Genomic DNA, 12,508 nt, shown 5'->3' with positions numbered 1-12,508 from the left:
GATGGCACAAATGACAATGGTACAAGCGATTAACAACGCGCTTAAAACCGAATTACAAAACGACGAAAATGTTTTACTTTTCGGTGAAGACGTCGGTGTTAACGGTGGTGTTTTCCGTGTAACTGAAGGTTTACAAAAAGAATTCGGAGAAGATCGTGTATTTGATACACCATTAGCTGAATCTGGTATTGGTGGTTTAGCTTTAGGATTAACTACACAAGGATACCGTCCAGTAATGGAAATACAATTCTTAGGGTTCGTATTTGAAGTATTCGACTCTGTAGCAGGACAAATCGCACGTACGCGTTTCCGTTCTGGTAACTCTAAACAAGCACCTGTTACAATCCGCGCACCATTTGGTGGTGGCGTTCATACACCAGAATTACATGCCGACAACTTAGAAGGTATTTTAGCTCAATCACCAGGTTTACATGTTGTAATTCCATCTAATCCATATGACGCTAAAGGTTTATTAATTTCTGCAATCAGAAGCAATGATCCAGTTGTATATTTAGAACATATGAAATTATATCGTTCATTCCGTGATGAAGTACCTGAAGAAGAGTACACAATCGAAATTGGTAAAGCGAACGTAAAACAAGAAGGTAACGACATTACACTTATTGCTTATGGTGCAATGGTACAAGAATCAATGAAAGCAGCAGAAGAGTTAGAAAAAGAAGGTTATTCAGTTGAAGTTATTGACTTACGTACTGTTCAACCAATCGACATCGAAACACTTGTTGCTTCAGTAGAAAAAACTGGCCGTGCTGTTGTAGTTCAAGAAGCACAACGTCAAGCTGGTGTAGGTGCTGCTGTTGCATCTGAATTAGCAGAACGTGCAATTCTTTCATTAGAAGCACCAATCGCGCGAGTTGCTGCAGCTGATACGGTTTATCCGTTTACTCAAGCTGAAAACATTTGGTTACCAAACAAAAACGATATTATTGAAAAAGCAAAAGCAACATTAGAATTCTAATATTTTCTTAATGAGGTAGCATAAGCGATTCGTCGTTATAGCTACTTCATTCAAGTTTATATATAACATACAGACTCGAGTAGGTTTGCTCTGTCTCGTTTCTAATTTTGACTTAATATGAATTTTTAGGAGGATAATAACGTGGCATTTGAATTTAAATTACCCGATATTGGTGAAGGTATCCACGAAGGTGAAATTGTAAAGTGGTTTGTTAAAGCTGGAGATACAATTGAAGAAGATGATGTTTTAGCTGAAGTACAAAATGACAAATCTGTTGTAGAAATTCCATCACCTGTTTCTGGTACTGTTGAAGAAGTATTAGTAGAAGAAGGTACTGTTGCAGTTGTTGGTGACACTATTGTTAAAATCGATGCACCAGATGCAGAAGATATGCAATTTAAAGGTAGTGAAAGTGATGACTCTGCAAGTGAGTCAACAGAAGCGCCTGCTGAAGAAACTACTAAAGAAGAAGCAGCACCAGCACAATCATCAAACGAAGAAGATGTAGATGAAAGTAAACGTGTTAAAGCGATGCCTTCAGTGCGTAAATATGCACGTGAAAAAGGTGTTAACATTAAAGCTGTTTCAGGTTCAGGTAAAAATGGACGTACTACAAAAGAAGATGTTGATGCATACTTAAATGGTGGACAAGCAGCACCTTCAAATGAAAGTACAGCAGTAGCTAGCGAAGAAACTTCAGCATCTGCACAACCAGCAGCTGTTTCTACAGAAGGCGAATTCACAGAAACAACTGAAAAAATTCCTGCAATGCGTAAAGCAATTGCTAAAGCAATGGTTAACTCAAAACACACTGCACCTCACGTAACATTAATGGATGAAATTGATGTTCAAGAATTATGGGATCACCGTAAAAAATTCAAAGAAGTTGCAGCTGAGCAAGGTACTAAACTTACGTTCTTACCTTACGTTGTAAAAGCACTTGTTTCTGCACTTAAGAAATACCCAGCGCTTAATACTTCATTTAATGAAGAAGCAGGCGAAATTGTGCATAAACATTACTGGAACATTGGTATTGCAGCTGACACTGACAGAGGTTTATTAGTACCAGTTGTTAAAAATGCTGATCGTAAATCTATGTTTGCAATTTCAGATGAAATTAATGAACTTGCTGTTAAAGCACGTGATGGTAAATTAGCAGCAGATGAAATGAAAGGTGCTACTTGTACAATTAGTAACATCGGTTCAGCTGGTGGACAATGGTTTACACCAGTAATCAATCACCCAGAAGTAGCTATCTTAGGTATTGGTCGTATTGCACAAAAACCTATCGTTAAAGATGGGGAAATCGTAGCTGCGCCAGTCTTATCATTATCATTAAGCTTTGACCACAGACAAATTGATGGTGCTACTGGACAAAATGCTATGAATCATATTAAACGTTTATTAAATAATCCAGAATTATTATTAATGGAGGGGTAAAACATGGTAGTTGGAGATTTCCCAATTGAAACAGATACTATTGTAATCGGAGCAGGACCTGGTGGATACGTTGCAGCAATTCGTGCAGCACAATTAGGTCAAAAAGTAACAATCGTAGAAAAAGGCGAACTTGGTGGCGTATGTCTGAACGTTGGATGTATTCCTTCAAAAGCGTTATTACACGCTTCGCATCGTTATGATGAAACTAAAAACTCTGAAAATTTAGGTGTAATTGCTGAAAGTGTTTCACTTAAATTTGATAAAGTTCAAGAATTCAAACAATCAGTTGTTAAAAAATTAACTGGTGGCGTTGAAGGACTATTAAAAGGTAATAAAGTTGAAATCGTAAAAGGTGAAGCTTACTTTGTTGATAACAATAGCCTACGTGTAATGGACGAGAAAAGTGCACAAACTTACAACTTCAAACACGCGATTATTGCAACTGGTTCTAGACCAATTGAAATCCCTAACTTCAAATTTGGTAACCGTGTAATCGACTCAACTGGTGCTTTAAATTTACAAGAAGTTCCTGGTAAATTAGTAGTTGTTGGTGGCGGTTATATTGGTTCTGAATTAGGAACTGCTTTTGCTAACTTCGGTTCAGAAGTTACTATCTTAGAAGGGGCTAAAGATATCTTAGGCGGTTTTGAAAAACAAATGACGCAACCTGTTAAAAAAGGTATGAAAGAAAAAGGCGTTGAAATTGTTACTGAAGCAATGGCAAAATCTGCTGAAGAAACAGACAATGGTGTTAAAGTAACTTACGAAGTAAAAGGCGAAGAACAAACAATCGACGCTGACTACGTATTAGTTACTGTAGGACGTCGTCCAAACACTGATGAATTAGGCTTAGAAGAATTAGGACTTAAATTTGCTGATCGTGGATTATTAGAAGTGGATAAACAAAGCCGTACTTCTGCTGACAATATCTATGCAATTGGTGATATTGTTCCTGGTTTACCACTTGCACATAAAGCAAGCTACGAAGCTAAAGTTGCTGCTGAAGCAATTGCTGGAGAAGCATCTGAAGTGGACTACATTGGTATGCCTGCAGTATGTTTCACAGAACCAGAATTAGCTACAGTAGGTTATACAGAAGCACAAGCTAAAGAAGAAGGTTTAGCAGTTACAGCTTCTAAATTCCCATACGCAGCTAATGGTCGTGCATTATCATTAGATGATACAACTGGTTTTGTTAAATTGTTAACACTTAAAGAAGATAATACGTTAGTTGGTGCACAAGTTTTAGGTACTGGCGCTTCTGATATTATTTCTGAATTAGGTTTAGCAATCGAATCAGGTATGAATGCTGAAGACTTAGCGTTAACAATTCATGCTCACCCAACATTAGGTGAAATGTCTATGGAAGCAGCTGAAAAAGCATTAGGATTACCTATCCACACAATGTAATAGAAGCTTATGCATATAAAATCTAGGTTACGTGTAGTAAGAAGCGTAAAAATCATAAAAAGACATCTTATTTAGTCTGAATTTATGTCCTAGTATAAAGTGTCTCAGTGAGAGCGGGAAAATGAAATCAAAATGAAGTTTTGATTTCTATCCCGCTCTTCTTTTTTGCTTTTGATAAAAATTATGATTATTTTCATATAAGAAGAAAATTTATTTTTACAAACTAGAAAGGTGGCAGCAATATATGGAATATCAATATCCAATAGATTTGGACTGGTCTAATGAAGAAATGATGCATGTAGTATCATTTTTTAATGCAGTTGAAGCATATTATGAGTCAAGCATTGAAGGCGAGCAATTGTTAAAGCGTTATAAGCAATTTAAACAAATTGTTCCTGGCAAAGCTGAAGAAAAACAAATCTTCAATGAATTTGAAAAAAGTAGTGGTTATAGTAGTTACCATGCAATCAAAGCTGTGCAAACCACACCAGATCAAAAAAATTTTTCTGCAAAAAACAAATAACTATTGTCTTTATAGCTATATTCTGATATTTTTATTAAGCATTAAACTTAATGTTTGATAATTGTAAACAGGGTATAGCTATTTAATTTTGATTACATGATTAATAATTATCCTCTATCAAACAAACTATGAATACAATTAATTTCGTAAAAGGTGAATACATGGAGATTGGTAAGAAATTAAAAAATTTAAGAAATATTAAAAACTTAACACAGGAAGAACTAGCTGAGCGCACAGATTTATCTAAAGGTTATATTTCACAGATTGAGAGTCAACATGCGTCGCCAAGCATGGAAACTTTTTTAAATATTTTAGAAGTATTAGGTACTACACCGAGTGATTTTTTTAAAGCGCCAAATGAAGAACGCGTTTTGTATAAGAAATCTTCGCAAGTGGAATATGATGAATATGATAAAGGCTATGTATTAAATTGGCCGGTAACACAATCAAACGAATTTGATATGGAGCCACTGCTACTAACATTACGACCTAATGCGTCTTATAAAAATTTTGAACCCTCTGCATCTGATACTTTTATCTACTGCTTAAAGGGTAACGTAACATTAGAATTAGGGGAGAACACATTTAATGCTGAAACAGGAGATGCGTTGTATTTTAAAGCGAATCAAATACATAGATTAGTGAATCGCACTAACAAAGAAGTACGTGTGATGATAGTTGCTACTGCATCATATTTATAGGAGGGTTTACATGAAACCATTATTATCGTTTAAATCTGTGAGTAAACACTATGATGACCTACAGATATTAGATCAAATAGATATAGACATTGAGTCAGGTCATTTTTATACATTACTAGGTCCATCAGGGTGTGGTAAGACTACGATTTTAAAATTAATTGCAGGATTTGAAGCTGTCGATGGAGGAGAAATTATATATCAAGGCAAGAGTATCAATCACATGCCTGCAAACAAACGCAAGGTTAATACCGTTTTTCAAGATTATGCATTATTTCCACATTTAAATGTCTATGATAATATTGCATTCGGTTTAAAACTTAAAAAGATGAAAAAGAATGAAATTGATAGAAAAGTAAAAGAAGCGTTAACATTGGTAAAGCTAAATGGTTACGAGACACGTGCGATAGAAGGCATGAGTGGTGGACAAAAGCAACGTATAGCAATTGCACGTGCAATTGTAAATGAACCGGAAATTTTATTATTAGATGAATCGTTATCAGCATTAGATTTAAAACTGAGAACAGAAATGCAATATGAATTAAGAGAAATTCAAGCACGTTTAGGCATCACTTTTATTTTTGTTACTCATGATCAAGAAGAAGCACTCGCACTGAGTGATTATATCTTTGTAATGAAAGATGGCAAAATTCAACAATTTGGTACGCCAACTGATATCTATGATGAGCCTGTAAATCGATTCGTTGCTGACTTTATTGGTGAATCGAACATAGTAGAAGGAAAAATGATTGAAGACTACGTTGTTAATATATATGGTCAGAATTTTGAATGTGTGGATATGGGCATTCCACCACAGAAAAAAGTAGAAATTGTTATTCGCCCTGAGGATATTTCATTGATAGATGCGCAGAATGGGTTATTTGAAGTTACAGTGGATTCGATGCTATTTAGAGGTGTACATTATGAAATCAATTGCATTGACCGTAAGGGATATGAATGGATGATTCATTCAACGAAAAAGGCTGAAGTAGGAAGCAAAGTAGGTTTATACTTTGATCCTGAAGCGATTCATATTATGGTTCCAGGAGAGACTGAAGCAGAGTTTGATAAGCGTATTGAAAGCTATGAGGAGCAAGACAATGCGTAAAATTAATAATTTTTTATTTATACCTTATGTATTATGGATGATTCTATTTATTATTGTCCCTGTACTGTTATTAGTCTATTTTTCTTTCTTTGACATTAACGGACATTTTAGTTTGGCAAATTATAAGCAAATATTGTCATGGAAATATTTTTCTATGATATGGGACTCTGTATTATTTGCAGCAATTATCACAATCATAACATTGGTTATAAGCTACCCAGCAGCTTATTTTATTCGTTCATCTAAGCATCAAGGATTATTGTTAATGATCCTTATAATCCCGACCTGGATTAATTTACTACTGAAGACCTATGCATTTATTGGGTTATTAAGTCATGATGGAATTATCAATCAATTATTGAGTTTGTTACATTTACCAAAAATGGATTTACTTTTTACAGTACCTGCATTTTTACTTGTAGCGAGTTATATTTATATTCCATTTATGATTTTACCTATTTTCAATAGCATGAAAGATATTCCTAATAATATATTACAAGCATCTAGTGATTTGGGAGCAAGCCCATTTACAACTTTTAGAAAAGTAATTCTGCCCCTCACAAAACAAGGAGTGCTAACAGGTATTCAAGTGACATTTATTCCTGCTTTATCACTATTTATGATTACGCGACTGATTGCAGGCAATAAAGTGATAAATATTGGGACTGCTATTGAAGAACAATTTTTAGTTATTCAAAATTATGGCATGGGTTCGACGATAGCGTTATGTTTAATCGTCTTTATGGCTTTTGTCTTAATAATTACTAATACAAAATCTACAAATGGAAAAGGGTGATTGGAATGAAGTGGTACGGTAAATTATATATTGGCATATTAATTGCAGTTCTATACATTCCAATTCTCTTTTTAATGGTATATTCATTTAACTCTGCAGGAAATATGGTTCACTTTGAAGGTTTCACGCTCGAACATTACCAATCACTATTCAATAATGAACGATTGATGTCTGTTATTTTTAATACGATAGCTGTTGCACTATTAGCCGCTGCATTTGCGACAGTGATTGGAACGATGGGTGCCATCGGGTTGTACCATTTAAGAAATAAAAAACTAAAGGTTTCGTTGCTAACGCTTAACAACGTGCTAATGGTGTCGTCAGATGTTGTTATCGGGGCGTCATTTTTAATTATGTTTACAGCAATCGGACATATTACTGGGTTAGGATTAGGCTTCGTTACTGTTTTAATTTCACATATTGCATTCTGTATTCCCATTGTTGTCATCATAGTATTACCTAAATTATATGAAATGAATGATCATACATTGAATGCTGCACGTGATTTAGGTGCAACAGAACTACAAGTTTTAAATAAGGTCATGTTGCCTCATTTAATGCCAGCAGTAATTGGCGGCTTTTTCATGGCACTTACATATTCACTGGATGATTTTACAGTGAGTTTCTTTGTTACAGGTAATGGGTTCAGTGTATTATCTGTAGAAGTATATGCTATGGCGAGAAAAGGAATAAGTATGGAAATCAATGCTATATCCACAATATTATTTGTTGTTATTATGCTAGGCATACTCGGATATTACTTTATTCAATACTTAATAAAACAAAACAAACAAAGTAGACGAGGGGTGCGACAATAATGAAACGATTTTTACAATTAATAGTAATTTCAATTGTTGTAGGTATCATTTGTTTACTAATTAGCCAAAAATTTGTGTCGAAAGATCATTCTGCAAATGGTGAAAAGGTATATGTTTATAATTGGGGAGAATACATTGATCCGAGTCTCATTAAAAAATTCCAAAAAGAGACTGGTATTGAGGTCGTTTATGAAACATTTGATTCAAACGAGGCGATGGAAGCAAAGATTCGTAATGGTGGTACCAACTACGATGTTGCCTTTCCGAGTGAATATACAGTACAAAAATTAAAACGTGAACAGTTGTTATTACCATTGAATCATGAGAAAATTCCAAATATGAAAAATTTAGATCAAGATTATATGAATATGTCTTTTGATCGAAATAACAAGTATTCAGTGCCTTATTTTTTTGGTACGGTAGGTATTTTATATAATAAAAATGCATATCCTAACGATAATTTTAATTCTTGGAAACAACTCTATAATCAAAAGTATAAGAATGATGTATTACTGGTAGATGGTGCAAGAGAAATTATAGGTTTAGCATTGAATAAATTAGGTTACAGTTTAAATGATACCAACACACAACACTTAGAGAAAGCAGAAAAAGACTTGAACCATTTAGGTCCAAATGTTAAAGGTGTTGTTGGGGATGAAATTACTATGATGTTAGAACAACATGAAGCAAATATTGCAGTTGTTTGGAGCGGTGTTGCAGCACCACTCGTACAAGGTAATGAAGATTTTGATTATGTTGTACCAAAAGAAGGTTCCAATCTGTGGTTTGACAATATGGTCATTCCAAAAACTGCGCAAAATAAAGCAGGTGCCTATAAATTCATTAATTTCTTATTGGATGAACAAAATAGTAAACAAAATACTGAATGGGTAGGATATGCAACACCAAATAAAGCAGCTCGTGCAAAATTACCCGATGAGGTTAAAAATGATAAACGCTTTTACCCATCGCAGAAAGAACAAGAACGCTTAGAAGTATATAAAGATTTAGGGAAAGAAACATTAGGCGAATATAATGAAAGATTTTTAAACTTTAAAATGTCCTTGAAATAAGGCATAGTTAGTAGTTATTTTGATATTAATTCGATATAATAGTTTGACAAGCAATATAAGGAGTTGTAAAGACATGTCAGGAGAGCAATATACTCAAGTTAGGCGTCCAGTGAGTCGACTAGCAGAAAAAGTATTAGGTTGGTTAAGTTGGGTATTCTTATTATTACTAACCGTTATTACGATGTTTATTGCACTAGTATCTTTTAGTAGTGAGACATCAATACAAAATTTAGAAACGACATTGAACGGTAATGATTTCGTTCAACAAATATTAGCAAGTAACAGTTTGAACACGACGCAATTCGTGATTTGGCTACAGAATGGTGTTTGGGCAGTGATTGTTTACTTTATCGTATGTTTACTGCTTTCATTCTTAGCATTAATTTCAATGAATATTAGAATATTATCAGGTTTTCTTTTCTTAATTGCGACAGTCGTTACATTGCCGTTGGTACTATTATTTGTACCATTAATCATTCCAATTCTATTTTTCATCGTTGCAATCATGATGTTTGCACGTAAAGATAAAATTGAAGCGGTACCTGCGTACTATAATGAAGGTTATCAAGGTCGTTATGCTGATTATGAACAACCATCTCAACCATCACCTCAATATTATGAAAAAGAACAATCTTCTGGCACTGAAGAACAACAAGCTACTCATGACAACCAACTGAGAAGAGGTGGTTATACTTCAGAGGTTGCTGAAAAAGTTAATGGTGATAACCATACTTCAGAAGAAGAGCCACAAGTGCTTTCAAGACAAGCAAAATATAATTATAAACAAAAACAGCAAGATGAATCACAAAATGATAATGATGAATTTGGTAATGTGAGCAATGTTTATGATGAACAAGGCTATTCTGAAGCAGATTATAAACAACAGCAAGAAGACAAAGAAGAAAAAAGACGACGTCAACAAGCTGAAGCTGAAGAAGCAGCTAGATTGAAACAGGACAAAGCTGAAGAAAAGGCGCGTATTAAACAAGAGAAAAAAGAACGTAGAAAACGTGAAAAAGAAAGACGTAAACAACAACCAAGTGCAGTGAATCAGCGCAGACAGAATTTTGAAGAACGTAAAAAAATGACGTCGCATGAGACACAAACATCAAAAAATAGTGAACAAACGGAAGACATAGAACAACAAAATAATGATAAATCTTAACATGAATAAAACCGATTGCTACACCAAATAAAGTGTGTAACAATCGGTTTTTAATTTTATAATTCTTGGAATGTTTGTACAATCAAATAGATGTTCAAAATACTCAAAATAATAATTAGGAACCAGGAAATGATATTGACCCAAGTTCTATTTTTAAATTGTCCCATAAGACCTTTATCGTTAGTAGATAATTGTAAGGGTATCAATGAAAATGGTAATGCTAAACTTAAAAATACTTGAGAAAACACTAATAATTGTTCCATTTTTGCTTCATTACCGTTGAAAATAATCAAACAAATAATGATTGGCAATATTGCTATTAATCGTGTAATTAATCGACGTAACCAATTAGGTATTTTTAAATTAATAAATCCTTCCATAACGATTTGTCCAGCCATCGTGCCTGTTATGGTTGAGTTCTGACCTGATGCAAGCAAAGCAATCGCAAACAAGGTACTCATAATAGCGCCCATAGTAGCGCCAAGTAATGGTTGTGATTTTAAGGCTTGATATAAATCATAGAAACCACCAAGTTGCTCTGTATTGACGCCATAGAAAAGTGCAGCACCTAAGACTAGTAATAAGCAGTTTACGACAAATGCAATTGACAATTGAATATTAGAATCCATCGTTGCATATTTGATTGCTTGAGCTTTAGATGCAGTGCTATTGCGATCATACATACGTGATTGAACAATAGATGAATGTAAGTACAAGTTATGTGGCATAATCGTCGCACCAATGATACCTAATGCTATAAATAGAGCAGCATTATCCGTAATAATTGTCTGACTTGGTATGAATCCATTTAATACATCTGTAACGTGTGGTGAAGCAATAAATACTTCAAATATGAAAATAACAAGTACTGTAAAAATCAATGTACCGACTATAGCTTCAATTTTTCTGAAACCAAAACGCATAATAAATAAAAGTAGGAAGACATCAAATACAGTAATAAGTGCACCTACTAATAATGGAATTCCAAATAATAAGTCCAGTGCAATTGCACTACCGATGACTTCCGCAATATCTGTCGCAATAATTGCAAGTTCGGCAATTATCCAAAATATAAATGCTATAGGTTTGCTTAAATAATGTCTTGTTGCCTGTGCTAAGTCCATACCTGTTGCTATTCCTAACCTCACTGTCATACTTTGTAGTAACATTGCTGACAGACTTGAAAGTAAAATCACGAATAGCAAAATGTATCCAAATTGGGCACCACCTTGCATTGAAGTTATCCAGTTTCCTGGGTCCATATATCCAACTGCAACTAATAAACCAGGACCTAAATAGGAAAAAAGTTTTTGGCTAAATTTGCCTTGTGTATTGATTGAAACCGTATTATTGATTTCATCTAAACTTTTATTATGGGTTTGAATTTGTTTAGACAATAACCCCACCTCCATATTCATTTATTAACATTTTATAGAGTACTCCAATTTATTTGTTAGGTCAACCTAAAAATTAAGTATGGGAGATTTATTTTTTGTAGAAAATGTATTTGTCATTGATAAATATTTTTTTGGAATATGATATTCTAGCTATTATGAAATAGGGGAAATAGGATTTATGTGCAGGTTTAATAAGTTAAGAGGATTTAATTATAAAAAAGGACAACAAACTTTTGAAATGTAGTTTGCTGTCCATAGTTTTAATGATTATTTATAGAATTGTATGAGATACTCAAATGTCTCTTCTAAATAATTTAAAAATGCTTTATCTGTTTTTAGTTGATCAGCACCAGGCGTTAACGTGCGTGCGACAAAAAATTCTCCTTTTTTGACTTCTTTCACACGTTTAAATGCTTTTGCTAAATCATCGTCTGTCATCTCATGAATATATGTTTTCGATTGGCTCATGTGATCAAGACTAATACTAAAATCATTCGGTAATTGCTTTAATGTTTTAACGTTATCTTCAAATACCTTTACTTGTTGTGCTTTGTTTTTATCTTCGTGCATTACGCCATACATGACGAATAGTTGATCTTCAAACAATCCGATTTGAAAATGTGGCTGCATTTTGTAGCCACGGTTATTGGTCGCAAATGCTACCCAAGTATCTTTTGGTGGGTTCACGCTTCTACGTGCGTGTTTTGCAACGTGAGGATAGAATACCTCGCCTGTAGCAGTTTCTAAGTATTGTGCAAAATAATCGCCTAAAACATTGAGTTGTGGTCGCACACGCTCATTCAGTGCTTCCATTCTGGCATCTAGACCATCAACAGTGAATGCTTTAAAATCTTTAGGTTTGAATGTGTATTTTGTCATTGTATCCTCCTAGTTCAGTTCTTTTTTCATATTGTAGCATAATCTAAAGTGTTAAACATTTGCTTTGTTTGCCAATTTAAACAATGTGATGAAAGTATTAGTTGGTAATGTTATTGATATGAAATAGAATGAATATAAAGTAGGCACAGGTGTTAATCAATTTGAAAAATTTAATAAATGTTGTGGTAAATAAATGTTGACGAATATCTTTTTGGGTATGAA

The 12,508-nt window shown here is 34.0% G+C and carries 12 protein-coding genes; 10 read left to right on the top strand and 2 right to left on the bottom strand.

All coding sequences use genetic code 11. From position 1 onward, the window contains the following. The first annotated feature begins 1 nt into the window (after nucleotide 1). From ACSULM_RS06000 to auxB, 10 genes are all read left to right on the top strand, one after another. Nucleotides 2–979, top strand: a complete 978-nt coding sequence (locus tag ACSULM_RS06000; RefSeq protein WP_069994812.1) for an alpha-ketoacid dehydrogenase subunit beta — start codon at nucleotides 2–4, stop codon at nucleotides 977–979. A gap of 141 nt (nucleotides 980–1,120) precedes the next feature. Then, a complete protein-coding gene (locus tag ACSULM_RS05995; RefSeq protein WP_436861338.1) occupies nucleotides 1,121–2,419 on the top strand; it encodes a dihydrolipoamide acetyltransferase family protein in 1,299 nt (432 codons plus the stop codon). Between the two features lie 3 nt (nucleotides 2,420–2,422). Next, complete coding sequence (gene lpdA, locus ACSULM_RS05990; protein WP_436861336.1) at nucleotides 2,423–3,829, top strand: dihydrolipoyl dehydrogenase; 1,407 nt, start codon at nucleotides 2,423–2,425, stop codon at nucleotides 3,827–3,829. Between the two features lie 244 nt (nucleotides 3,830–4,073). Further along, nucleotides 4,074–4,352 carry a UPF0223 family protein gene (locus tag ACSULM_RS05985; protein WP_436861334.1) on the top strand — a complete coding sequence of 93 codons (279 nt, stop codon included), beginning with the start codon at nucleotides 4,074–4,076 and terminating at the stop codon, nucleotides 4,350–4,352. 161 nt (nucleotides 4,353–4,513) lie between these two features. Next, nucleotides 4,514–5,053 (top strand): helix-turn-helix domain-containing protein, encoded by a 540-nt coding sequence (locus ACSULM_RS05980; protein WP_436861332.1) that lies wholly within the window; start codon nucleotides 4,514–4,516, stop codon nucleotides 5,051–5,053. Between the two features lie 10 nt (nucleotides 5,054–5,063). Then, the gene (locus tag ACSULM_RS05975; protein WP_436853584.1) at nucleotides 5,064–6,158 is read left to right on the top strand and encodes an ABC transporter ATP-binding protein; all 1,095 of its coding nucleotides are present in this window, start codon (nucleotides 5,064–5,066) and stop codon (nucleotides 6,156–6,158) included. Continuing rightward, complete coding sequence (locus ACSULM_RS05970) at nucleotides 6,151–6,954, top strand: ABC transporter permease (protein WP_436861331.1); 804 nt, start codon at nucleotides 6,151–6,153, stop codon at nucleotides 6,952–6,954. Before ACSULM_RS05975 ends, ACSULM_RS05970 begins: the two co-directional genes overlap by 8 nt. Before the next feature lie 5 nt (nucleotides 6,955–6,959). Continuing rightward, nucleotides 6,960–7,772, top strand: a complete 813-nt coding sequence (locus ACSULM_RS05965) for an ABC transporter permease (RefSeq protein WP_436861329.1) — start codon at nucleotides 6,960–6,962, stop codon at nucleotides 7,770–7,772. Beyond that, nucleotides 7,772–8,845 (top strand): ABC transporter substrate-binding protein, encoded by a 1,074-nt coding sequence (locus ACSULM_RS05960; RefSeq protein ID WP_436861326.1) that lies wholly within the window; start codon nucleotides 7,772–7,774, stop codon nucleotides 8,843–8,845. Before ACSULM_RS05965 ends, ACSULM_RS05960 begins: the two co-directional genes overlap by 1 nt. 73 nt (nucleotides 8,846–8,918) lie before the next feature. Then, entirely contained in the window at nucleotides 8,919–10,010 is a 1,092-nt protein-coding gene (auxB, locus tag ACSULM_RS05955) for a lipoteichoic acid stability factor AuxB (RefSeq protein ID WP_436861324.1), read from the top strand. A 56-nt stretch (nucleotides 10,011–10,066) separates the two neighbouring features. On the opposite strand, the gene ACSULM_RS05950 is transcribed toward auxB, so the two are convergent. Then, nucleotides 10,067–11,422: an Nramp family divalent metal transporter gene (locus ACSULM_RS05950; RefSeq protein WP_436861394.1), complete on the bottom strand. Its 1,356-nt coding sequence runs from the start codon at nucleotides 11,420–11,422 to the stop codon at nucleotides 10,067–10,069. Between the two features lie 252 nt (nucleotides 11,423–11,674). After that, nucleotides 11,675–12,286: a YktB family protein gene (locus tag ACSULM_RS05945; protein WP_436861323.1), complete on the bottom strand. Its 612-nt coding sequence runs from the start codon at nucleotides 12,284–12,286 to the stop codon at nucleotides 11,675–11,677. Between the last annotated feature and the right edge of the window lie 222 nt (nucleotides 12,287–12,508).

It is taken from the genome of Staphylococcus caeli (genome assembly GCF_051413795.1).
In the GTDB taxonomy this organism is placed as follows: Bacteria; Bacillota; Bacilli; order Staphylococcales; family Staphylococcaceae; genus Staphylococcus; species Staphylococcus caeli_A.
The sequence above is the reverse complement of the archived record's forward strand: the minus strand, read 5'-3'. Positions and strand labels throughout refer to the sequence as shown.